This is a genomic window from Paraburkholderia sp. BR14312, assembly GCF_040948675.1.
In the GTDB taxonomy this organism is placed as follows: domain Bacteria; phylum Pseudomonadota; class Gammaproteobacteria; order Burkholderiales; family Burkholderiaceae; genus Paraburkholderia; species Paraburkholderia nodosa_A.
Genome location: NZ_JBFPKI010000001.1, coordinates 639,933 through 663,178, shown reverse-complemented (window position 1 = coordinate 663,178; position 23,246 = coordinate 639,933). Strand labels below are relative to the sequence as shown.

At 65.7% G+C, this 23,246-nt stretch carries 18 protein-coding genes and 3 pseudogenes; 16 read left to right on the top strand and 5 right to left on the bottom strand.

Annotated elements, in window-relative coordinates; all coding sequences use genetic code 11:
- Nucleotides 1-23: 23 nt before the first annotated feature.
- Nucleotides 24-2,798, bottom strand: coding sequence for an HAD-IC family P-type ATPase (locus tag AB3X98_RS02950; RefSeq protein WP_368610209.1), 2,775 nt, complete (start codon nt 2,796-2,798; stop codon nt 24-26).
- 150 nt (nt 2,799-2,948) lie between these two features.
- Between AB3X98_RS02950 and AB3X98_RS02945 the strand changes: the two are divergent.
- Together AB3X98_RS02945 and AB3X98_RS02940 are read left to right on the top strand one after the other, a co-directional pair.
- Nucleotides 2,949-3,071: pseudogene (locus tag AB3X98_RS02945) on the top strand (LysR family transcriptional regulator); the annotation flags it as partial.
- Nucleotides 3,072-3,106: 35 nt separating this feature from the next.
- Nucleotides 3,107-3,286, top strand: a pseudogene (locus AB3X98_RS02940) (amidohydrolase family protein); the annotation flags it as partial.
- A gap of 36 nt (nt 3,287-3,322) precedes the next feature.
- Here the strand turns inward: AB3X98_RS02940 and AB3X98_RS02935 are convergent.
- From AB3X98_RS02935 to AB3X98_RS02925, 3 genes are all read right to left on the bottom strand, one after another.
- The gene (locus tag AB3X98_RS02935; protein ID WP_069267027.1) at nt 3,323-3,889 is read right to left on the bottom strand and encodes an XRE family transcriptional regulator; all 567 of its coding nucleotides are present in this window, start codon (nt 3,887-3,889) and stop codon (nt 3,323-3,325) included.
- Between the two features lie 116 nt (nt 3,890-4,005).
- Nucleotides 4,006-4,398: a tautomerase family protein gene (locus tag AB3X98_RS02930; protein WP_069267026.1), complete on the bottom strand. Its 393-nt coding sequence runs from the start codon at nt 4,396-4,398 to the stop codon at nt 4,006-4,008.
- Nucleotides 4,399-4,489: 91 nt separating this feature from the next.
- On the bottom strand, nt 4,490-5,374 hold the full coding sequence (locus AB3X98_RS02925; RefSeq protein ID WP_368605146.1) for a catalase family peroxidase: 885 nt from the start codon (nt 5,372-5,374) through the stop codon (nt 4,490-4,492).
- Nucleotides 5,375-5,654: 280 nt separating this feature from the next.
- Between AB3X98_RS02925 and AB3X98_RS02920 the strand changes: the two genes are divergently transcribed.
- From AB3X98_RS02920 to AB3X98_RS02860, 13 genes and pseudogenes are all read left to right on the top strand, one after another.
- On the top strand, nt 5,655-6,260 hold the full coding sequence (locus AB3X98_RS02920; RefSeq protein ID WP_069267024.1) for a metalloregulator ArsR/SmtB family transcription factor: 606 nt from the start codon (nt 5,655-5,657) through the stop codon (nt 6,258-6,260).
- Nucleotides 6,261-6,514: 254 nt separating this feature from the next.
- Nucleotides 6,515-7,888, top strand: a complete 1,374-nt coding sequence (locus AB3X98_RS02915; protein ID WP_368605145.1) for an LLM class flavin-dependent oxidoreductase — start codon at nt 6,515-6,517, stop codon at nt 7,886-7,888.
- A gap of 75 nt (nt 7,889-7,963) precedes the next feature.
- Nucleotides 7,964-8,473, top strand: coding sequence for a flavin reductase (locus AB3X98_RS02910; protein ID WP_368605144.1), 510 nt, complete (start codon nt 7,964-7,966; stop codon nt 8,471-8,473).
- 2 nt (nt 8,474-8,475) lie between these two features.
- Complete coding sequence (locus AB3X98_RS02905) at nt 8,476-9,756, top strand: MFS transporter (protein ID WP_368610208.1); 1,281 nt, start codon at nt 8,476-8,478, stop codon at nt 9,754-9,756.
- A gap of 172 nt (nt 9,757-9,928) precedes the next feature.
- Nucleotides 9,929-10,894, top strand: a pseudogene (locus AB3X98_RS02900) (GNAT family N-acetyltransferase).
- A gap of 146 nt (nt 10,895-11,040) precedes the next feature.
- The gene (deoC, locus tag AB3X98_RS02895; RefSeq protein ID WP_069267020.1) at nt 11,041-12,054 is read left to right on the top strand and encodes a deoxyribose-phosphate aldolase; all 1,014 of its coding nucleotides are present in this window, start codon (nt 11,041-11,043) and stop codon (nt 12,052-12,054) included.
- Nucleotides 12,055-12,067: 13 nt separating this feature from the next.
- The gene (locus AB3X98_RS02890) at nt 12,068-14,449 is read left to right on the top strand and encodes an aldehyde dehydrogenase family protein (protein WP_368605142.1); all 2,382 of its coding nucleotides are present in this window, start codon (nt 12,068-12,070) and stop codon (nt 14,447-14,449) included.
- A 42-nt stretch (nt 14,450-14,491) separates the two neighbouring features.
- Nucleotides 14,492-14,971: an RbsD/FucU family protein gene (locus tag AB3X98_RS02885; protein ID WP_069267018.1), complete on the top strand. Its 480-nt coding sequence runs from the start codon at nt 14,492-14,494 to the stop codon at nt 14,969-14,971.
- Nucleotides 14,968-15,909 carry a ribokinase gene (gene rbsK, locus AB3X98_RS02880; protein WP_254314878.1) on the top strand — a complete coding sequence of 314 codons (942 nt, stop codon included), beginning with the start codon at nt 14,968-14,970 and terminating at the stop codon, nt 15,907-15,909. Before AB3X98_RS02885 ends, rbsK begins: the two co-directional genes overlap by 4 nt.
- A 39-nt stretch (nt 15,910-15,948) precedes the next feature.
- Nucleotides 15,949-16,986 (top strand): ABC transporter permease, encoded by a 1,038-nt coding sequence (locus tag AB3X98_RS02875; protein WP_368605141.1) that lies wholly within the window; start codon nt 15,949-15,951, stop codon nt 16,984-16,986.
- Nucleotides 16,987-17,088: 102 nt separating this feature from the next.
- Nucleotides 17,089-18,093, top strand: coding sequence for an autoinducer 2 ABC transporter substrate-binding protein (locus tag AB3X98_RS02870; RefSeq protein ID WP_069267015.1), 1,005 nt, complete (start codon nt 17,089-17,091; stop codon nt 18,091-18,093).
- 73 nt (nt 18,094-18,166) lie between these two features.
- The gene (locus tag AB3X98_RS02865) at nt 18,167-19,687 is read left to right on the top strand and encodes a sugar ABC transporter ATP-binding protein (protein ID WP_368605140.1); all 1,521 of its coding nucleotides are present in this window, start codon (nt 18,167-18,169) and stop codon (nt 19,685-19,687) included.
- A gap of 29 nt (nt 19,688-19,716) precedes the next feature.
- Nucleotides 19,717-20,760 (top strand): ABC transporter permease, encoded by a 1,044-nt coding sequence (locus AB3X98_RS02860; RefSeq protein ID WP_368605139.1) that lies wholly within the window; start codon nt 19,717-19,719, stop codon nt 20,758-20,760.
- Nucleotides 20,761-20,808: 48 nt separating this feature from the next.
- On the opposite strand, the gene AB3X98_RS02855 is transcribed toward AB3X98_RS02860, so the two are convergent.
- Complete coding sequence (locus AB3X98_RS02855; RefSeq protein WP_254314873.1) at nt 20,809-21,537, bottom strand: DeoR/GlpR family DNA-binding transcription regulator; 729 nt, start codon at nt 21,535-21,537, stop codon at nt 20,809-20,811.
- A 251-nt stretch (nt 21,538-21,788) separates the two neighbouring features.
- Between AB3X98_RS02855 and aldA the strand changes: the two genes are divergently transcribed.
- Nucleotides 21,789-23,210 carry an aldehyde dehydrogenase gene (gene aldA, locus AB3X98_RS02850; RefSeq protein WP_368605138.1) on the top strand — a complete coding sequence of 474 codons (1,422 nt, stop codon included), beginning with the start codon at nt 21,789-21,791 and terminating at the stop codon, nt 23,208-23,210.
- The last annotated feature ends 36 nt before the right edge of the window (nt 23,211-23,246 follow it).

The following is a 23,246-nucleotide window of genomic DNA, read 5'->3' as shown; positions in this document are numbered from 1 at the left end:
TCTCGAGACGGGACGAAACGATTCTACGCGTCATGGTACTGCCTTGTTGGCGCGCCGCGCGGTTGCGGGCTCACGGACTTCTTCAGCGCCGGTATCGAACGAATGACGAGCTTCTCCAGCTCCACCACGAGGAAGAACAGGATCGCACCCGCCACGAGCCAGAGCCAGGTCGAGAGCGGCAGGGACTCGGTATTGAACACCGCGTGAAAGGGCAGCGTATAGGTGAAAAGAATCTGCAGCACGACGACAGCACCGATGCCGTACCAGAGATACGGATTGCCCATGTGCGCCCGCACCGACAGCGCTGAATTGAGCAGCGAGCGGCTATTGAGCAGATAGAAGACTTGTCCCAGCGTAATGGCGTTGACGGCGGCCGTGCGCGCCATCGAATCCGGCACGCCCTGCGACTTCATCCAGAAGAATGCCGCGAGCGTATAGAGCACGAGCGTGGCGCCGACAAAGAGAATGCGCCACACGCCGAATGGTGTGACGATAGGACGGTCGATCGAGCGCGGCGGGCGCTGCATCACGTCGTTCTCGTGAGGCTCGAAGGAAATGACGAGGCCAAGCGCGACGGACGTGACCATGTTCACCCACAGCACCTGCGGCGCGGTGATCGGCAGCACGAAGCCGAACAGAATCGCGATGGCAATCACGGCGCCCTGGGCGATATTGGTGGGCAGCATGAAGAGCATGGCCTTTTCGATGTTGTTGTAGACCGTGCGCCCCTCCTTGACCGCCGCCGAGATCGAGGCGAAATTGTCGTCGGCGAGGATCATGCCCGCGGCTTCCTTCGTGACTTCCGTGCCCTTGATGCCCATCGCCACGCCGATGTCGGCCTTCTTGAGCGCGGGCGCATCGTTCACGCCGTCGCCCGTCATGGCGACCACCTGCCGGTTGGCCTGGATCGCCTTCACGAGCCGCAGCTTGTGCTCGGGGCTCGCGCGCGCGAACACATCCACGTCGCGCACACATTCCTGCAGCGCGGCGTCGTTCATCGCCTCGATCTCGGTGCCCGCCACGGCCGTCTTGCCGTCGCCGATGCCGAGCATGCCCGCGATCGCAGCGGCCGTGACCTTGTGGTCGCCCGTGATCATCGTCACGCGGATGCCGCCGCCGTGGCATTCGCGCACCGCATCGATCGCCTCCTTGCGAGGCGGGTCCATGAGGCCCACGAGACCGAGCAGCACGAGCGTCTTCGGTAGATCCTGCGGGCCGAGGTTGCCCACTTCGAGGCCGGGATCGGGCAGCCAGGCGAGCGCCAGCACGCGTTCGCCCTGCGAGGCGAGCCGCTCCCCTTCGCGCGCAAAGCGCTCGCGGTCGAGCGGCGCGGGGCCGCTTGCGGTTTGCTGGCGGTCGCAATTTTCGATGATCACTTCCGGCGCGCCTTTCACGAGCAGCATCTCGCCTTGCGCCGAGCGGTTCAGCGTGGCCATGAACTTGTGTTCGGACTCGAACGGAATGCCGTCGATGCGTGGCGCGGCGGCGGCTTCGGCACCGCGGTCCATGCCGAGCTTGCCGGCGAACGGGTAGAGCGCGCCCTCGGTCGGGTCGCCTTCCACTTTCCATTTGCCGTCTTCTTCGAAGAGTCCTGCGTCGTTGCACAGCATGGATACGCGGCCCATGAGCGTGAGCACCTCGGGCCGTTCGGCGCCGAGCGCCTTCCCGCCCGCGCGGACTTCGCCTTCGGGTGCGTAGCCGTCGCCGGTCACTTCATAGGGCGCGTCGGCCGTCACGACCGAGGTCACCATCATCTCCATGAGGGTGAGCGTGCCGGTCTTGTCCGAGCAGATGCGCGAGACGGACCCCAGCGTTTCGACGGCGGGCAGGCGGCGGATGATGGCGTTGCGCTTCGCCATGCGCTGCACGCCGATGGCGAGCGTGATGGTGATGAGCGCCGGCAGGCCTTCCGGGATCACCGAGACCGCGATGCCCACCACCGCCTGGAACAACTGGATGAAGGTCATGTGGCCGAGCCAATGGCCCCATGCGAAGAGCAGCACGCTGATGATGCCGATGGCGATCGTAATGACGTATCCAAACTTCTTGATCTGGCGTAGCAGCGGCGTTTCCAGCGCGCTGACCTCGGCCAGCATCTCGTTGATGCGGCCAAGCTCCGTCTGGCTGCCCGTCGCCACGACGATGCCGGTTGCGCGGCCCGAGAGGACCATCGTGCCGGAAAAGGCCATATTCTCGCGATCGCCCACGGTGGCGTGCGCCGGCACCGCGCCGGTGTTCTTCTCCGCAGGCACGGATTCGCCCGTGAGCGCCGCCTCTTCCGTGCGCAGGTTGCGCGCCTCGACGAGGCGGATGTCCGCGGGGATCTTGTCGCCCGATTCCAGCAGCACGATGTCGCCGGGCACGACCTCTTCGGCGGGGACGAGGCGCACCTCGCCGGCGCGCAGCACGCGCGCCTCCGCGGAGAGCATGTTGCGAATCGAGTCGAGCGCTTTCTCGGCGCGCCCTTCCTGCAGGAAGCCCAGCAGCGAATTGAGGATGACCACTGCGAAGATGATCGAGGCGTCGAGCCACAGGCTCAGCATCAGCTTGATGAAGCCCGCCGCGAGCAGCACGTAGATGAGCACGTTGTTGAACTGGGCAAGCAGACGCACGAGGGGGCCACTCTTCTTGCCCTGGGGCAGGACGTTTGGCCCATAGGTGCCCAGGCGCTGCGCGGCGTCCGCCACATCGAGCCCTTGCGACGGATTCACGCTGAGCTGGCGCTCGATCTCGGCAGCGGGCATGGCGTGCCACTGTACTGCGCCCGCACCTGTTGCCGCATTCTCGGCAGAACTCATCTTCGCCCCCTTGGTTGCGCAGAGATTCAACGCAATAGTAAGTTTTTTTCGCAACAGGCACGCGCAACCTGGTGCGCGTGCAGTTTTGGTTCGAGGCTGCGGCCGTGGGATGTATGGCAACATCTCCCTGCCACCCGCCCGAGTCATTCCATGCGCATCACGCCACTGCCTCCGCTGCCCTGTCTCGTCGCGTTCGAAGCCGCCGTGCGTCACGCCAGCTTCACGCGTGCGGCTGCCGAACTGCACCTCACGCAAAGCGCGATCGGCCGCCAAGGGGGCGGGCGGTGTGGCTTCGCCGACGGATCCCATCAACAATACGCAGTGAACTGAAGGGCGAACTGGGCGTGATCGTGGCGGGTGCGATTGCCGATATGGTCGTGCTCGATGGTAATCCGCTCGCCGACATCGGCATGGTGGCCGGTGAGGGCGAGCGGATTGAATATGTGCCGCAGCGAGGGAAGATCGTGAAGGCGCGGATGGAGGGATGAGCGCCCACCCTCGGTTAGTTGTCCAAATGCTCGCAGTCAGCGACGCACGAGCGCAACAACGTACACGCACGGGCCCTTGCCCGGATTGAAGAACGCGCAGTCGGCAGGCGGCCCGAGTTGCAGGCAGTCGCCGGCTTCGAGCGTGTGAACCTGCTCGCCTTCCTCGAATACCAGCGTGCCGCTGCGCACCCAGATCTGCTGATGCTGGAACGTGAACGCCGACGCCGGATACGCAACGCGAACCCCGCCCGGCAACGCGATCTCCACGAGGTCGAGCATGCCGCCGTTGCGCGGCGAGACGGCCCGGCGTGTGTAGCCGGTTTCGGGGTCTTGCCAGATTTGCTGGTCGGCGGCGCGGCTCAAACGCTCGCCGGTTTGCTCCGCGAGCGCGAGCAGCATGGACAGCTGCAGGCCAAAGGCACCCGAAAGCCGGCCGAGCACGGTAGCGGTAGGACTCGCTTCGCCGCGCTCGATCTTGCTGATCATCGCCTTGGAAACGCCCGAGCGCTCGGCCATGTCCGCGAGCGACCAGCCGCGCGATTCGCGCTCGATGCGCACGCGCGTGGAAATGGCGGAGGTGGGGTCGGTGAGCGGTCGGTCCATGAGTCGATTATACGGGCCGGCTTGTGGCGTATCGCTCAGGCGCAGAGATTTTGAATGGCTCCTCGCCGGTGCGCGACTGTTGCTGCAGTTTTACCGTGGCCCCCCACCTCGCGACGCTATGTCAGTTCCCGGGTGATGAACTGCGCGCGCCCGCGGCCGAAGGACCAGTCCGCATCGTCGTTCTCGACGATCGACACGATGACGTCGTCCGGCGAAATGCCGCATTGGGTTTGCAGCTTTTCGACGAGCAGGCGATAGAACTCGACCTTTTGCGGCTCGGTGCGCTTGCGGCTCACCGCCGTGAGCAAGATGACGTCTCTCGATCGTGTGTACCCGAGTCCGGTGTCTTCCACCACCAGTTCGCCGGGACGATGCTGGTTGACGCTCTGGTAGCGATCGGTAACGGGTACATCGAAGGCCTGAACCATGGCCTCATGGGCGGCGTCGAGAAGCGCCCGCACCTGTTCGTCGGTGCGGCCCTCGATGATGTCGAATTTGAGCATTGGCATGTGAACTTCTCCTTGAGTGGGACAGCGTGAGGGTGGCACTCCGATAGCCCGTCAGACCTGAGTGCCGGGATTCACGATTTGAGTTTGGCGATTATTGCTGGCGGCGTGCGAACGAGACCGGGTAGGCAGCGGAACGCGCATTGATCATCGGGTCTTCGACTTCAATGCCGGCCGGCAAGGCGTTGGGAAGGAACAGCAGACTACGTTGGGCCACCTGATTGTCCGCCACGGCTTTCGTGATCGAGATCGTGCCCAGTTCCACGGTGCGATGCGCGCTCGACCACGCTACGGACGGATCGTCGAGCTTGTCGCCCGCTTGAGCGATCTGCAGAACGAGACGGAACCGCACGGGCGCATGCGATACGCGCTGGCGGATTTCCGACTGCAGGTAGTCTGGCGCCTTCTTTGCTGCGTCGGCATCCGCCAGGTAGTGCGCGCCGCCAACCGGCAGGATTTGATAGCGCCCGTACGTCACGATGCCCTTTGAATCAATAAACCTGAACGTGTTGACCCCGAAGTAGGGCAGTGACGCATAGCTGCGCGGGTATGGCTTGTGGGCGGTGAGGAATGCCTTTGCCACCGGATGGCTGCCCAGATAAACGTCCAGCGGAGTCGGCTTCGGTGTGTTCGGGCCACTCGTTCCGAGGGCAATCAGCAGATCGCGGAAATCGTCGGCTGTCGCGGAAGGAAACCCGTTGAACGAGTGCGCGACGATATCGGTGTCGCTGCCGTCCGGCAGCTTGAACTTGATGGCCATGCCGCGAGGGGACGCAAGGGGATGGTCGTCGGAAATATCGGGAATGCCGGCGAAGTTCGAAAACCGCACGACGACGGGGACAGTGGTCTGGAAATGCGGCGCCTTGCTCACGGCCGGCGCGCTCGCGCTGGGCGTGAAAGTGCCCTCGAGCACGATGCCTTTGGCATGCACCGCCCGCGCGTCCGGATGCTTGCCGAATACCCCATTCAGGGCGTCCACGAGTTGTACCGGGGTCGACTTTTGAGCGGGCGGGGATGCCGTTGTCTGGGCAGTCGCGGCTTGCCCCGTCGACAGGGCTAACAGGATCGCTAACGAAAAACGGGGCACGGATCGGTTCATGCTTGGGGACTCTTCGGTTGGATGAGGGCTGGACGAGACAGCGCAAGTCTAGTCGATATCGACAATAATGACAATTATATATGTCATTATGGTTAATATGGTCCCGTCCAGGGCGGGGCTATAATCGCCCGCTACGCCTGCTGATCCATACCTCTTTCCCGTGACTACCAAGAACGACGTCTTGCGCGCGCTGCAACGAGAACCGTTGACTGTCGTCCAACTCTGCGAGCGGCTTGCCGTGACGCGCACGGCGATCAACATGCAGTTGAAGCAACTGGAAGCGGAGGGGCTCGTTCAACGGCGGAAATTGCTGCAAACCGGGACTCCGGGAAAACCGGCAGTCCTCTATGAGGCCGCGCCGGGCAGTGAAGATGCATCGTCGAGCGCGTACCCCGGGTTCCTGCTCGGCCTTCTCGCCACACTCAAGCATCGGTTCGACGACCGTGAGCTCGAGGAAATCCTCACGGAAACGGGCCGCCGCCTTGCGCGCGAGAACGGCCTGCCCGCATCACGCGACTTCAAGACGAATCTCGCCGACGCCATGGCAATCGTCGACGCGCTCGGCGCGCACACGGAAGCCGTCCCCGATGGTGACGCAATCATGGTCCGCAATTACAGCTGCCCGGTTGCGGGTGCTGTGCGTGAAACGCCATGCGTATGTCGCGCGCTCGCAGCGTATTTTTCCGAGGCGACTGGCCGCCCGGTCAGCGAGCACTGCTTACGCGAAGGCCGGCTCATCTGCCAATATCGCATCGCCAGGAAATAACGGGACCACGCTGCCCGCGCCGCGCTGATCGGAGCCCGGCACGCGCCAACTGCAGCGCTGCGTCCCGGCAAACATACGCCACCCGGTCGAGCGGGACAAATGACAATCCGTGATGGGTGGCATCACATTTAGTGAAGCCGGCAGGCGAAGTTCACCCGAGTACTTTGCGCCAACACCGGATCAATCCCAGGTTTCACGAGTATCCGTTCGTCTACTATAGTAGATGGCATCGAGCGCGCCCAAAAGGAGCCGGCATGCCACGTGAAATCCGTCTGAACGCTTTCGACATGAACTGCGTGGGCCACATTCAGCAAGGCTTGTGGACACATCCGCGCGACCAGTCGAGCCGCTATACGGAACTCCAGTACTGGACCGACTACGCGAAGAAGCTCGAACGGGGCCTCTTCGACGGCATCTTCTTCGCCGATGTCGTCGGCGTGTACGACGTCTACGGCGGCAATGCCGACGCCGCGCTGCGCGGCGCGGTGCAGGTGCCCGTGAACGACCCCACGCTCGTCATTCCCGCCATGGCCGCGGTGACGCAGGATCTGGGCTTTGGCGTGACGGCCAATCTCACGTACGAACAGCCGTTTCTGTTCGCGCGGCGCATGTCCACGCTCGACCATCTCACGGGCGGGCGCATCGGCTGGAACATCGTGACGGGCTACCTCGACAGCGCGGCCCGCGCCATCGGCATGGACGGCCAGAACGCTCACGACGACCGCTACGATCTGGCCGACGAATACATGGCGCTCGTCTACAAGCTCTGGGAAGGCAGCTGGGACGACGACGCTGTCGTCAACGATCGCGCCGGCGGCATCTACGCCGATCCCGCGCGCGTGCGGATGATTCATCATCGCGGGCCGCAATACAAGGTGGATGCGATGCATCTGTGCGCGCCGTCGCCACAGCGCACGCCGGTGCTGTACCAGGCGGGGTCGTCCACGCGCGGCAGGCGTTTCGCCGCGACGCACGCCGAATGCGTGTTCATCAACGGTCAGAAGAGGGAAGGCGTAAAGGAGATCGTCGGAGACATTCGGGCGCAAGCGGTGCAACTCGGGCGCGCGGCCGATGACGTGAAGGTCTTTCTGGGCGCGACGCTGATCGTCGGACGCACGGATAGCGAAGCGCGCGAGAAGTTCGACGAGTACCGGCGCTACGTGAGTTCGGAAGCGGCGCTCGCGCACGCGGCGGCGTCGCTTGGCATCGACTTCGCGCGTTACGACCTCGACGAGCCCATCGAGACGGGCAAGAGCCAGGCGATCGTGTCGAACGTCGAGGCCATGACGCGCAGCGCCGGGCCGCAATGGACGCGCCGCACGCTGCTCGAGCAGATGGTGCTTGGCAGCCGTCAGGCGCCGTGGGTCGGCTCTGCGCAGAGCATCGCGCAAACGCTGATCGAGTGGAGCGAAACGGCCGGCGTGGATGGCTTCAATCTCTCGCGCACGGTGGTGCCGGAATGCTTCGACGACGTGGTCGAACTGCTGGTGCCCGAACTGCAAGCACGTGGCGTATATAAAAGCGCGTATCGTGAGGGCACCCTGCGCGAAAAGCTCTCCGGCCGCGCGCGCTTGCCGGCCTCTCACGCGGCAGCGCAGTATCGCGGCGCGCGCGTGAACGAGGCATGAGCGAGGCATGAGCCACGCATGAAAATCGGGCACTGAATTCCCGCTACGAGGAGACCGCGGCAAGCGGGCGAGAATATGGTAGACAAATCCCTCTTTCGCGACGCCATGTCCGGTCTTGGCGCCGCCGTGAACATCGTCACCACCGATGGCGACGCCGGGCGCGCGGGCTGTACGGCGTCCGCTGCGTGTGGCGTGACGGACGAGCCTCCCACGCTGCTCGTCTGCATCAATCGCACGAGCCGCAACAACGCGATCCTGCGCGAGAACGGGCGGCTCTGCGTGAACGTGCTGGCGGCCGATCAGCGCGAGGTGGCCACGCGCTTCGCCACGAAAGACATCGACATGGACGAACGTTTCGCGCTCGCCGAGTGGTATCGGCTCGAAACGGGCGCGCCCGCGCTGCGCGGCGCGGTGAGTTCGTTCGATTGCCACATCGCGCGCACGACCGAAGTCGGCACGCACACGGTGTTCTTCTGTGAGATCAAGGCGGCGCGCATGGTGGGCGGGCGCGACGGGCTGATCTGGTTCGGCCGCGCGTTTCATCGCGTGCTCGCACAGGCGCAAGCGGCAGCGGCGTCGGCCTGAGCGTGACGCGCACGCCTTCCCAAGGCGCTGCCGGTTCCCGTTCGTCGGACGAAACGGAGCCGCCGGGGCTTGGCGCGGCGCAACGCGGCAAGGCCGCCTCGCTCGCATTGCTGCTCCTCGCGCAAGTGGCGGCGATGGGCGTATGGTTTTCGTCGAGCACCGTGGTGGTCCTCATCAAGCAGGCGCACGCCATTGCCGCCTTCGACGAAGCCTTGCTCACGAGCGCCGTGCAGTGCGGATTCGTGGCCGGCACCATCACGTCCGCATTGCTTTCGCTGCCCGACCGCTACGATCTGCGCCGGCTGCTCGCGGGTTCCGCGGTCGTGGCGGCCGTGGCCACGGCGTCGCTCGCGTTCCTGCCGCCGGTCGGCGGTGCGGTCGTTGCGCTGCGGTTCATCACGGGCATGTGCATGGCGGGCGTGTATCCCGTCGGCATGCGGCTCGCGGCCACCTGGGCGCAAGGCGATCTCGGTCTGCTCGTCGGCCTGCTCGTGGGCGCGCTCACGCTCGGCTCGGCAAGCCCGCATCTGCTGGCGGCCACGGGCGGGCTCGGCTGGCGCACGATCTATGGCGTCGCCGCGGCGTGCGCGGCGTGCGCCGCGGCGCTGATCGGCTTTGCGGGCATCGGGCCGAATATCCGGCGCGCCACGCGCATCGACGTTGCGAAGGTCGCGCAGGCGTGGCGGCGGCCCGCCTTGCGGCTCGCCAATCTCGGTTACCTCGGCCACATGTGGGAGCTTTACGCGATGTGGGCGTGGCTCGCGCTGTTCCTGCAGCAGACGTTCGTCGCGCGCGGCATGGCCAATGCCCGCACGCGCGCGGAGTGGATGACCTTCAGCGTGATCGCGATCGGCGCGGCGGGTGCGTGGCTCGGCGGCGTGCTGGCGGACCGCGTGGGGCGCACGGCCGTCACGGTCGGCGCGATGGCGACGAGCGCAGCGTGTGCCGCGCTGATGGGCTGGCTGGCGCACGCGCCGCTCATCGTGATGGGCGCGGTCGCGCTCGTGTGGGGCGTCTCGGTGATCGCCGATTCCGCGCAGTTTTCGGCGAGCGTGGCCGAGCTGGCCGACCCGGACTCGGTCGGTACGCTGCTGACCGCGCAGACTTGCGCGGGTTTTCTACTCACGCTCGTGAGCATTCATCTCGTGCCGTACGCGGTGGCGTGGCTGGGATGGCGGGGCGGCTTCGGCATGCTGGCTGTGGGACCGGCGCTCGGCTGTGTGGCGATGCTGCGGCTGCGGCGGCATCCGGATGCGGTGCGGCTTGCGGGTGGGCGTCGGTGATCCGCAATGGCGCACGCAGGCGGGAATCGAAAAGCAGAGGAAAACTGAACAATTGGTGTGCGCTGCGTGGTTCCACGCACCCTGCCGTTCGTGGACCTTTCCACAGAACCACGACATGCGGTACCTTAACGCGAATATTGGCTACGTCCCGCGCAAGAGGAGCTTGTCACGCATGTCCGCAAGACTGAACGAATTCCAGCAGCCCATCGGGGACCCTGTCAGCGGCTGGCAGCCGCGCGAACGGCCGGCGCGTGTGACGATCGAGGGCCGGTTCTGCCGCATCGAGCCGATCGACCTCGACCGCCACGCCGCCGATCTCTTCGAAGCCTACGGCACGGCGGCCGACGGGCGCGACTGGACCTACCTGTTCTCCGAGCCCTTCACCGACTTCGCCGCGTTTCGCGAATATCTCGCGAAAGCGGCTGCATCGAGCGACCCGTTCCATTACGCCGTGATCGACCGCGCGAGCGGAAAGGCCGTGGGCACGTTCGCGCTCATGCGCATCGAGCCGGTGCATGGTGTAATCGAAGTGGGCAGCGTGACGTTTTCGCCGCGCCTGAAGCAAACGCCGCTTTCCACCGAGGCGCAGTACCTGCTGATGCGCTACGTGTTCGACGATCTCGGCTACCGGCGCTACGAATGGAAATGCGACAGCCTCAACGCGCCTTCGCGCAAGACGGCGTTGCGTCTGGGCTTCCAGTTCGAGGGCATTTTCCGCCAGGCGATCGTGTACAAGGGCCGCAACCGCGACACGGCGTGGTTCGCGATCATCGACCAGGACTGGCCGCTCGCGAAAGCCGCATTCGAGAAGTGGCTCTCGAAAGAGAACTTCGACGCGCAAGGCCAGCAGCGCGCGTCGCTTGCGAGCTTGAGAGAAGCGGCAACCTCCTGAATGTGTGTGCTGCATGAAGGCACGTGGGTCGAAGCGCCCATTTGCTACCTCGAAGACCTGTTCGTCGATCCCGCTTGCCGCGGCCAGGGCATCGGCAGGCGGCTCATCGAAGACCTCATCGCACTGGCGCGTTCGCGCGCATGGTCGCGTCTTTACTGGCATACGCGCGAGGACAACCCCGCGCGCAAGCTCTACGACGAATTCGCGCAAGCCGACGATTTCGTACGGTATCGGTTGCAGTTCTAAACCGCTCTCTGGGTCAGCGTTCCCACGTCCCGAGCCCGATAGATAGGATTGTAACGAGTATTGTCACGATCGTTTCATCGGTATAGGATGGGTGCGAATAAACCACCACGGTTTGATGTGCATCGCACAAATTCGCCACCCAGCCTATGTCAGAAGCCTCAACGAACTCGCTCGTCGTGCTGCGCGGCGCGCCCGCCCAGCATGCTGCGCATTTAGCGCGCAACGCCGGCGTGGCGTTCGACGCGGCGTGGCTCGACGCCTTGCGCGTCAACCAGTCCGCCGTCGAGCGGCGCACGGCCACGCTCGGCACGCGCCGCGCGGTCAAGAAGGACGCGCAGGCCGCGTGGCTCCTGAAGGCCATCACCTGCATCGATCTCACCACGCTCAACGGCGACGACACCGAAGGCCGCGTGCGACGCCTGTGCACGAAGGCGCGCCACCCCGTGCGCGCCGACCTGCTCGCGGCGCTCGGCTTCGCGCCCGATGCCATCACGACAGGCGCGGTGTGCGTGTACCACCGCTTCGTTGCGGCAGCCGTGGATGCGCTGGCGGGCAGTGGTATTCCCGTCGCGGCAGTTTCCACCGGTTTTCCGGCGGGCTTGAACCCGCACGCGCTCAAGCTCAAGGAAATCGAGGCCTCCGTTAAGGACGGCGCCGAGGAAATCGACATCGTCGTCACGCGCGAGCACGTGCTCACCGGCAACTGGCGCGCGCTCTACGACGAAGTGCGCGAGTTTCGCGCGGCCTGCGGCGACGCGCATCTGAAGGCGATTCTCGCCACGGGCGACATTCGCGTGCTGTCGAACATCGCCCGCGCGTCGATGGTCTGCATGATGGCGGGCGCGGACTTCATCAAGACGTCCACGGGCAAGGAAGGGGTCAACGCCACGCTCGACGTTTCGCTCGTGATGGTGCGCATGATCCGGGAATACCGCGAGCGCACCGGCGCGCTGGTGGGCTTCAAGCCTGCGGGCGGCGTCTCGAATGCCAAAACCGCGCTCGCGTACCAGATCCTCATGAAGGAAGAGCTGGGGCGGCCCTGGCTCGAGCCCGAGCTGTTCCGCTTCGGCGCGTCGAGTCTGCTCGCCGACATCGAGCGCCAACTCGAACACCATGTGAGCGGCCGCTATTCCGCCTTCCACCGCCACCCCGTAGCCTGAGCAGACCATACCGATGAGCGTAGCCGAGTATTTCCGAACGATGGATTACGGTCCCGCCCCCGAGGACGATCAGCCCGTGCGCGCGTGGCTCGCGCAGCACGAGGCCGCGTTTGGGCATTTCATTGACGGCGCGTGGCGCGAAAGTGCCGATGGCGCGCGCTTCGAAGTACGCGCGCCCGCCACGGGCGAGGCGCTCGCCGCCGTGGCGCAAGGCGGTGCGGCGGACGTAGCGGCGGCCGTTGCGGCAGCACGCGCGGCACAGCCCGAGTGGTACGCCATGGGCGGCGCGGCGCGCGCGCGGCATCTCTACGCGCTCTCGCGCATGGTGCAGCGCCACAGCCGCCTCTTCGCCGTGCTCGAGGCGCTCGACAACGGCAAGCCGATTCGCGAGGCGCGCGACATCGACGTGCCGCTCGTGGCGCGCCATTTCCTCCATCACGCGGGTTGGGCGCAGCTTCAGGAGAGCGAGCTGGAAGGCTGGTCGCCGCTCGGCGTGATCGGCCAGATCGTGCCGTGGAATTTCCCGCTGCTGATGCTCGCGTGGAAAGTGGCGCCCGCCATCGCACTCGGCAACTGCGTTGTGCTCAAGCCCGCCGAATACACGCCGCTCACCGCGCTGCTGTTCGCCGAACTGGCGCATCGCGCCGGCCTGCCCAAGGGCGTGCTCAACGTGGTGACGGGCGACGGCAGCACGGGCGCGGCGCTCGTCGAGCATCCCAGCGTCGACAAGATCGCGTTCACGGGCTCGACCGAAGTAGGTCGCCTCATCCGCACGGCCACGGCCGGCACGGGCAAGTCGCTCACGCTCGAACTGGGCGGCAAGTCGCCGTTCATCGTGTTCGACGACGCCGACCTCGACGGCGCCGTGGAAGGCGTGGTGGACGCGATCTGGTTCAACCAGGGCCAGGTATGCTGCGCGGGTTCCCGGCTGCTGGTGCAGGAGGGCGTCGAGGCGCGCTTTATCGAGAAGCTCAAGCGCCGTATGGCGACGCTGCGCGTCGGGCCCTCGCTCGACAAGGGCATCGACATTGGCGCGATCGTCGATCCGGTACAGCTCGAACGCATCGAGTCGCTCGTGGAAGCCGGGCGGCGCGAAGGCTGCAACGTGTGGCAGCCGCGCGAAGTCGAGTTGCCATCGGGCGGCTGCTTCTATCCGCCGACGCTCGTGACGGGCATCGGGCCTGCCTCGACGCTCGCGCAGGAGGAAATCTTCGGGCCGGTGCTCGCGGCCATGAGCTTTCGCACGCCGGAAGAGGCCGTGGCGCTCGCCAACAATTCGCGCTACGGCCTCGCCGCGAGCGTGTGGAGCGAGACCATCGGGCGCGCGCTCGACATCGCGCCGCGTCTGCAGTGCGGTGTGGTGTGGATCAACGCGACGAACCTGTTCGACGCGAGCGTGGGCTTCGGCGGCTATCGCGAATCGGGCTTCGGGCGCGAGGGCGGCCGCGAAGGCGTGTTCGAATATCTGAAGCCGGCCGCGTGGAGCAAGCTGCCGATGCGCGCGCAACGTGAGGTGCGCCCGCCGGCGCCAGACTTTGCGCACGCGGGCGGCGGTCTCGATCGCACTGCGAAGCTTTTTATCGGCGGCAAACAGGTACGGCCCGATAGCGGCTATTCACACGCCATCTACACACCAAACGGCGAATGGGTGGGCGAAGTCGGTGCGGGCAGCCGCAAGGACGTGCGCGACGCCGTTGCCGCCGCGCGCGGCGCGGGCAAGTGGACGCAGATGAGCACGCACGCTCGCGCCCAGGTGCTGTACTACCTCGCGGAAAACCTGAGCGCGCGCGCCGAAGAATTCGCACGGCAACTCACGCGCCGCGCCGGGCACGACGCGCGCGCGGCCGGGCGTGAAGTGGAGATGGCGATCGACCGGCTCTTCAGCTACGCAGCGTGGGCCGACAAGTTCGATGGCGCGGTGCATACCCCGCCGTTGCGCGGTGTCGCGCTCGCCATGCACGAGGCGCTGGGCGTGGTCGGCATCGCCTGCCCCGACGAAGCGCCGCTGCTCGGCTTCGTTTCGCTGATCGCACCGGCGCTCGCGATGGGCAATCGCGTCGTGGCGCTGGCGAGCGAGGCGTGCCCGCTGGCTGCGACGGACTTCTATCAGGTCGTGGAAACCTCGGATGTGCCTGCGGGCGCGCTCAACATCCTGACCGGCGAGCGCGCCGCGCTGCTGCCGGCGCTCGCGAAGCACGACGACGTGGACGCGCTCTGGTGCTTCGGCACGGCGGCCGATTCGTCCCTCGTGGAGCGCGAGTCGGTGGGCAACCTGAAGCGGACCTTCGTCGATCATGGCCGCGAGGTTGACTGGTTTGACCGGACGAGCGCAGGATTGCCGTTCCTGCGCCATGCCGTGCAGGTGAAGAACATCTGGATACCGTACGGCGACTGAGCGCTTCGAACAAGAAAACGCCAGATCAATGGAGACAAAAGCATGCTGAAGAATCTCGACCCGCTTCTGAACGCCGATGTCCTGCAAGCGCTGCGCGCGATGGGTCACGGCGACGAACTCGTCGTTTGCGACGCCAACTTTCCCGCCGACTCCGTTGCGCGCGCCACGGTGCTCGGGAAGCTCCTGCGCATCGACGGCGCGGATGCGCCCCGCGCCGTGCGCGCGATCCTCTCCGTGCTGCCGCTCGACACCTTCGTCGAAGCCCCGGCCATGCGCATGGAAGTGGTCGGCGAACCCAACACGATTCCCGCCGTGCAGCACGAAGCGCAGGCCGAGGTCGACGCCGCGGAAGGCCGCGCCGTGCCGTTCGCGCCTATCGAGCGCCATGCGTTCTATGCGCGCGCCCGCAAGGCCTACTGCGTGATCGCCACGGGCGAAACGCGCGGCTACGGCTGCTTCGTGTTCACCAAAGGCGTGCTGCTCGCGCCCGACGCGCCGCGCGGCAGGGAGCAGGGCCAATGAGCGGACGCGTCGTCATCCTCGGCATCTATGTGACCGATCTCGCATTTCGCGCGAGCCGCATGCCGATGATCGGCGAGACGCTCGCCGGATCGGCATTCGCGATGGGACCGGGCGGCAAGGGCTCGAATCAGGCCGTGGCCGCCGCGCGCGCGGGCGCGCAGGTGGTGTTCTGCACGCGTGTGGGCAACGACGCGTTCGGCGACATCGCGCGGGCGACGTGGGCCGCCGAAGGCATCACGGCGCGCACCCAGGCCGTAGACGGACTGGCCACGGGCGCGGCGCACATCTTCGTGGACGACACGACCGGCATGAACGCGATCATCGTCGCGGCGGGCGCAGCGGCCACGATGGAGCCCGGCGACGCCGAAGCGATCGAAGCCGATATTGCGGCCTCGCAGGTATTCGTCACGCAGCTGGAACAGCCGCTCGCGGCAGCGCGGCGCGGCCTCGAACTCGCGCGCCGGCATGGCGTGAAGACGGTGTTCAATCCGGCCCCCGCCATGGCGCTGCCCGACGACATCTTCCCGCTGTGCGACTACATCACGCCCAACGAGACCGAGGCGCAGGCGCTCACGGGCATCGAGATCCGCAACGCCGACGACGCGCGCCGCGCCGCCGACGTGCTGCTCGCCAAGGGCGCGGGCGCGGTCATCGTGACGCTGGGCGAAGCCGGCGCGTTGCTCCATACGCGCGATGCTTCGGTCCTGCTTCCCGCCTTCAACTGCGGCCCGGTGGTGGAAACGGCGGGTGCGGGCGACGGCTTCACGGGCGGCTTCGCGGCGGCGCTCGCGCGCGGCGACGACGCGCTCACGGCCACACGCTTTGGCTGCGCGCTGGCAGGCATTTCCGTTACGCGCCCCGGCACCGCGCCCTCCATGCCGCGCAAGGAAGAAGTCGACGCCATGCTCGCGCGCACGGCGAGCGCCAGCGCGCATTGAACGTTGCCAGGTGAAAACACACCGCAAAGGATGAGGTCCATGAAGTCTGCACTCTTTGCCAAATGGTTCGGCGACCGGCAGTTGAACTTCCTGCTGGCCGTGAACCTGCTGGTCGTGCTGGTCGCGGTCTGGGTGTCGCGCGGGCAGTTCGTCGGCATCGACAACCTGCAGTCGATGGGCGCGCAACTGCCCGAAGTCGCGCTGCTCGCGCTCGGCATCATGCTCTCCATGCTGTCAGGCAACGGCGGCATCGACCTGTCCGGCGTGGGGCTCGCGAATCTTTCGGGCATGATCGCCGCGCTGGTGGTGCCGCGTTTCGTGAGCGGCGACGATTCGCCCGCGCTCTATACGGCGCTCTTCATCGTGATCGTGCTTGGGATGGGGCTCCTTGGCGGTCTGCTCAACGGCGTGGTGATTGCGCGCCTCGGGCTCACGCCCATTCTCTGCACGCTCGGCACGCAACTGCTTTTCACGGGCTTCGCGGTGGCGCTGAGCAACGGCGCCTCCGTGCACGTGGATTATGTCGAACCGCTCGCCGATATCAGCAACGGCACGTTCTTTCAGATACCGATTTCGTTCCTGCTATTCGTGGCCGTGGTCGTGCTGCTGGGCTGGCTGCTCAGGCGCACGCCGTTCGGGCTGCGCCTTTACCTCATGGGCACGAACCAGCGCGCGGCGTTCTATGCGGGCATTCCGCGCGCGCGCATGCTGATCATGACCTACGCGATGTGCGGCGTGCTCGCCTCGCTCGCCGGGCTCGTGAGCGTTTCGCACACGCTCAGTGCGAAATGGGACTACGGCAATTCCTATCTGCTGATCGCCATTCTCATTGCGGTGATGGGCGGCGTGAATCCGGCGGGCGGCTACGGACGCATCATCTGCGTGTTCTTCGCCGCCACAGTGCTGCAATTCCTTTCGAGCCTCTTCAATCTGATGGGCGTTTCGCAGTTTTTTGGCGATTGCGCCTGGGGCTTCCTGCTGTTGCTCTCGCTCGCGTTCGCGGGCGGCGAGCGGGTGCGCGCGATTTTCGGTTTCGGCGGCTCCCCGTCTGCTGGTAAAGGGCGGACTTCGGGCTGACCAGCCGAACTGTGTAGCAGGCGGGCCTCGTGCCTCGGAGGTCCGCCGCCATCTCTTTCGGGGCGACGGTTAATCGGCTAATAAAAAACGGAGACATCGAACATGAAGATCAAGCGACTCAGTGTGGCGATCACGGCGTGTGCACTTGCCGCTGGCATGGCGGCCGTGGCGTATGCGGCGGAGAACCCGACCATCGTCACGGTGGTGAAGGTGACCGGCATCAGCTGGTTCAATCGGATGGACGACGGCGTCAAGGAATTCGGCAAGGACAACCCGAAAGTTTCGGTCTACCAGACCGGGCCCGGCCGCGCGGACGCCGCGCAGCAACTGAAGATCATCGACGACCTGATCGCGAAGAAAGTGAGCGCGATCGCGGTCGTGCCGTATGACCCGCCCACGCTCGAACCGGCGCTCAAGAAGGCGATGGACCGCGGCATCAAGGTCGTCACGCACGAAGCCGACAACGAAAAGAACACGATGGTCGACGTCGAGGCGTTCGACAACTCCGCCTATGGTGCCGCGCTCAACGACCGCCTCGCCTCGTGCATGCACGACGATGGCAAGTGGGCGACGATGGTCGGCTCGCTCGGCAGCCGCTCGCAGGTGCAGTGGGCCAATGGCGGCATCGACAACGCGAAGAAGAAGTTCCCGAAGATGCAGCTCGTCGAGACCAACCTCGAAACCAACAACGACGGCGAGCACGCGTATGAAGTGGCCAAGGAAGTGCTGCGCAAGCATCCGGACATCAAGGGCTTCCAGGGCTCGTCGTCGCTCGACGTGATCGGCATTGGCCGCGCCGTCGAGGAAGCGGGCCTGCAGGGCAAGATCTGCGTATACGGCACCGGCTTGCCGACCGAGGCCGGCAAGTACCTCGAAAGCGGCGCGATCAACGGCATTGCGTTCTGGGATCCGAAGCTGGCGGGCATCGCCATGAACAAGATCGCGATGATGCTGATCGACGGCAAGACCGTGGAGAACGGCGCGAACCTCGGTCTGCCCGGTTACGAGAAGGTCACGGTGTCGAAGGGTCCGGGCAAGGGCATCATCGTGCGCGGCCAGGGCTGGGTGAGCGTCGACAAGTCGAACTACAAGCAATACAACTTCTGATCGGTAGAAGGTGGCGCGCGCAGCGGGCTCGCAGCCCGGCGCGCGCTTCGTCGCAACGTCACGAAGAGACGACATGGCTTCAGAACCGTTATTGCAGGTGCTCGGCGTGCACAAGCGCTTCACGGGCGTGCACGCCTTGCGCGGCGTGACGCTCGCGTTCGAGCGCGGGCAGATCTATCACCTGCTCGGCGAGAACGGGTGCGGCAAGAGCACGCTCATCAAGATCATCTCCGGCGCGCAGCCGCCGGACGAAGGCGAGCTGGTGATCGACGGCGCGCGCCACGCGCGGCTCACGCCGCTCGAATCGCTCGCGGCGGGCATCGAGACTGTGTATCAGGATCTTTCGCTGCTGCCCAACATGAACGTGGCGGAAAACATCGGGCTCACGACCGAACTCGCTGAGCACGCGGGGCGCCTCGCGCGCACGTTCGACCGCCGCGAACTCGCGCGCACGGCCGAGCGCGCCTTGAAGGCCGTGGGCCTGCCGGGCGACGCCGACTTCCAGGCGACGCTCATCGAACAACTGCCGCTCGCCACGCGCCAGCTCGTGGCGATTGCGCGCGCCATTGCGAGCGAGGCGAAGTTCGTCATCATGGACGAGCCCACGACCTCGCTCACGCAAAAGGAAGTGACCAACCTCATTGCCGTGCTCGGCCAGTTGCGCGCGCAGGGCGTGACCGTGCTGTTCGTGAGCCACAAGCTCGACGAGTGCTATGCGATCGGGGGCGAAGTGATCGTGCTGCGCGATGGCCAGAAAGTGACGCAAGGCCCGATCACGAACTACACCAAGGCGCAGTTGAGCGAACTGATGACGGGGCGCGAGCTTTCCACCGAACGCTACCGCAACGTCGCGGCCGAAGCCGACGTGCTGCTCGACGTTCGCGGTCTGGGTCGCACGGGCCTCTTCAGCGACGTGTCGTTCACGCTGCATCGCGGCGAGATTCTCGGCGTGACGGGTCTGCTCGATTCGGGCCGCAACGAACTCGCGCGCGCGCTTGCGGGCGTCGCGCCCGCCGATGCGGGCGAGATCGTGCTCGAAGGCCGCGCGATCAAGCTTTCGACGCCCGGCGACGCGAGGCGTGCGCGCATTGGCTATGTGCCGGAAGACCGTCTGAACGAAGGCCTTTTCCTCGACAAGCCGATTCGCGACAACGTGATCACGGCGATGATCGCGAGCCTGCGCGACCGCTTCGGCCAGATCGATCGCACGCGCGCACGCGCGCTGGCCGAAAGCACCGTGAAGGAACTGCAGATCGCCACGCCCGATGTGGACAAGGCCGTGCAGTCTCTCTCGGGCGGCAACCAGCAGCGCGTGCTGATTGGCCGCTGGCTCGCCATCGACCCGCACGTGCTGATTCTCCACGGACCGACCGTGGGCGTGGACGTCGGCTCGAAGGACATCATCTATCGCATCATGCAGCGGCTCTCGCAGCGCGGCATCGGCATTCTGCTCGTGAGCGACGACCTGCCCGAGCTGCTGCAGAACTGCGACCGCGTACTGATGATGCGTAAGGGCCGCCTCGCTGAAGAGCACCACGCCGATCGTCTGACCGAAGCCGAGCTGTACCGTGCGCTGCTTGCAGAGGCAGCCTGAATTCCGCGTAACGTTTTGCCGGACACCGCATGAGCATGAATCAGACAATGAGCACGTCGTCCAACACCGTCGAAGTCGCGCGCCAGAGCGTACCGCTCAACTGGCGCGCGAAGCTCGCCCGCAACCCCGAATGGTTCACGGCCACGCTGATCGTCATTACCTGCGTGATCGTCGCTTCCATCAACCCGCGCTTTTTCCAGTGGGCCACGCTGTTCGACCTGCTGCACTCGGCGACGATCACGTCGCTGTTCGCGCTGGGCACGCTCGTCGTGCTGGCGTCGGGCGGCATCGACGTCTCGTTCACGGCGATCGGCGCGCTCACGATGTACTCGATCACGAAGGCCGTATTCGCGTGGTGGCCCGATGCGCCGTTCGCGCTCATTCTGCTCACGGGCGCCGTGGGCGGTATCGTGCTCGGCGTCATCAACGGCATGCTCGTGCACCGGCTGCAGGCGCCCTCGCTGATCGTGACGATCGGCACGCAATACCTCTATCGCGGGCTGCTGCTTACCTTCGTGGGCACGACGTTCTTCATGAACATCCCGCACAGCATGGATCACTTCGGCCGCATTCCGCTCATCGCCTACAAGACCGCCGATGGGCTCAACGCGGTGCTGCCGGTTTCCGCGATCGCACTCGTGGCAGGCGCGCTCCTCACGTGGTGGCTGCTCAACCGTACGATGATGGGGCGCGGCGTCTACGCCATGGGCGGCAGCACGGCGATTGCGGAGCGGCTGGGCTTCAACCTGCGCGCGATCCGGCTGTTCGTGTTCGGCTATACGGGGTTTCTCGCCGGCGTGGCGGGCATTTTGCACGTGGCGAACAACCGGCTTGCCAATCCGTTTGACCTGGTGGGCTCGGAACTCGACGTGATCGCGGCCGTGATTCTGGGCGGCGCGCGCATTACCGGCGGCAGTGGCACGGTCGTGGGCACGCTGCTCGGTGTGGCGCTCGTCACGCTCATCAACAACGTGCTGATTCTCGTGGGCGTGCCGAGCACGTGGCAGAAGGTGATTGTCGGCGCGTTCATTCTGGTGGCCGGCACGCTGTTCGCGCTGCGCCGGCGCGGCTGAGTCGGCAGACTATTGGCGCGAGACCGGCGCCGCACGGCCGGTCGGCGCTTATGCGCTGTGCTCGCGCAGCGTCTGGCCTTTCTCGGTGATGACGGAATTGAAGTCGTCCAGCTGCGAAAAGCGCCACGCCTTCACGATGCCATACTTGCTGGCATCCACAACGAGATGGCTTTCTACGGCGCTGGCCATGGCGGCTTGCTTGAGCGCCACTTCGTGAAAGTTCCAGCACGTCACGCCGCGCGCGGCGTCCACGCCGCCCGCTGAAATAAACGCCTTGTTGATGCCCATGCGGCGCAGCGTTTCCAGGCTCTCCTCGCCGGAAAACGAATCCGACGACGGCACATACACGCCTCCCAGCAGGATCATGCGCACATTGGGCATGCGCCGCAGAATCTCGGCCACGTTGAGCGAATAGCACACCGCCGTGATCTGCAACTGGGAAGGAATGAGGCGCGCGAGTGCGGCAAGCGTCGTGCCGCAGTCGATGAAGACGGTGTCGTTCTGCGCGATGAGCCGTGCCGCGTGCGCGGACGCTTGCGCCTTGGCCTGCGCGAAGTGGTCCTTTTCGTGTTCGAGCGAGTAGCCGGCGGTATTGGGCACGTCCTGCGCGCTCACGATATAGCCGCCCAGATACGTGAAACGCTCGGGATTCGCGGCGATGTCGCGCCGCACGGTCATCTCGGAGACACCAAGCACGCTGGCTGCATCGCGCAGGTGCATGACGTTGTGTTTTGCGAGCGCGTCGGCAAGGGCGCGCAGCCGGTCGGTTTTGGCCATGGAGTGGGTGCTGCGCCGGACTGTGCTGCGTTCCGGCGAACGTTAGATTTGTTTCGTATGCTTGAGCGAATTATAACAAGCAAGGCGTGCGATAGCCACGCGCTTTAGCTCCTGCCGCCCCGGCGCCGGCTTCGGCGAGCATGCGTTTTTCGCATGCTCCACTCGACAATTAATCGTTTGTGGCGTCCCGATGCCGCACGGATACTGCCCTTTCTCGTGAAGCGGCGGCAACGCCAAACCGGCAGCAATCCATGCGATCAGACCTCAATTTCATCAATGGGCAGTTCGTCGGCGCCGAAGGGCCGCAGATCGCTGTCCATAATCCCGCAACCGGCGACGCGATCGGCCACGTGAGCGCTGCGAGCGCCGCGGACGCGGTTCGCGCGGTCGTGGCCGCCAGGGCCGCGCAGCGCGCCTGGCGCAAGTTGCCCGCCGCCGAACGCGGCGCGAGCCTGAACCGGTTTGCAGAAGCGATCGTGGCGCGCGCGCCGAAGATCGGCGCGGCGCTTGCCGCCGAGTCGGGCAAGAGCGTCGCGGACGCAACCGCCGAAGCACAGTACGCCGCCGAAATCCTGCGCTACCACGCGCAGTGGGCGCGCCGCATCGAAGGCGAGGTGATTCCGAGCGACAGCGCGAACGAAAACCTCATTCTCATGCGCGAGCCGATCGGCGTGGCCGCATGCCTGATTCCGTTCAACTTCCCCGTGTACACGCTGCTGCGCAAGGTCGCGCCGGCGCTCATCACCGGTAACGCGGTGGTCGTGCGCCCGAGCAACAACACGCCGTGCTCGGCGTTCGAAGTGGCGCGCGCCGCGCAGGAAGCCGAACTTCCGGCGGGCATTTTCAACGTGCTGGCCATGGACCACGACACCGCCGCTGTGCTCTGCACACATGCGGACGTCGGCATGATCACGCTCACGGGCAGCGTGAGCGCGGGCCGCAAGGTGCTCGACTACTGCAAGGAAAATATCGCGAAGCCGTCACTGGAACTGGGCGGCAAGACGCCCGCGATCATCGAAGACGACGCCGATCTCGAAGCGGCCGCAACGGCCATCGTGCGCTCGAAAACCACGCATTGCGGCCAGCTTTGCACGGCGATCGAACGTGTGTACGTGCACGCTTCGGTGCATGACCGCTTCGTCGCGCTGCTGCGCGAGAAGATGGGCGCCGTGCGCTTCGGCGACCGCGCCGAAGACGCCGCTCGCATGGGTCCGCTAGTGAGCGCGAGCGCACGCACGGCGATCCACGCGATGGTGGAACGTGCGGTGGCCGCAGGCGCGAAGCTCGAAACGGGCGGCTACGTGCCCGAAGGCAAGGGCCACTTCTATCCGCCTACCTTGCTCATGCATTGCCGCCAGGACATGGAGATCGTGCAGGAGGAGATCTTCGGCCCGGTGCTGCCGGTGCTTTCATACGAGACGCTCGACGACGCGCTGCGCATGGCCAACGATCACCAGTTCGGCCTTTCGTCGGTGCTCTTTACGGAGCGCTACCGCTCGACCCTGCGCGTCGCGAACGAGATCGAAGCCGGCGAGCTGTACGTGAACCGCTCGCCCGCGGACCCGTATCAGGGCTATCACGCCGGCTGGAAGCGCTCGGGCCTCGGCGGCGACGACGGCAAGCACGGCATGCTCGAATTCACGCAGACACGCCTTGTCGTGATGCCGTTCTGACCGTTCGAGATACTGATTAATCGCAGCAACGGCGCC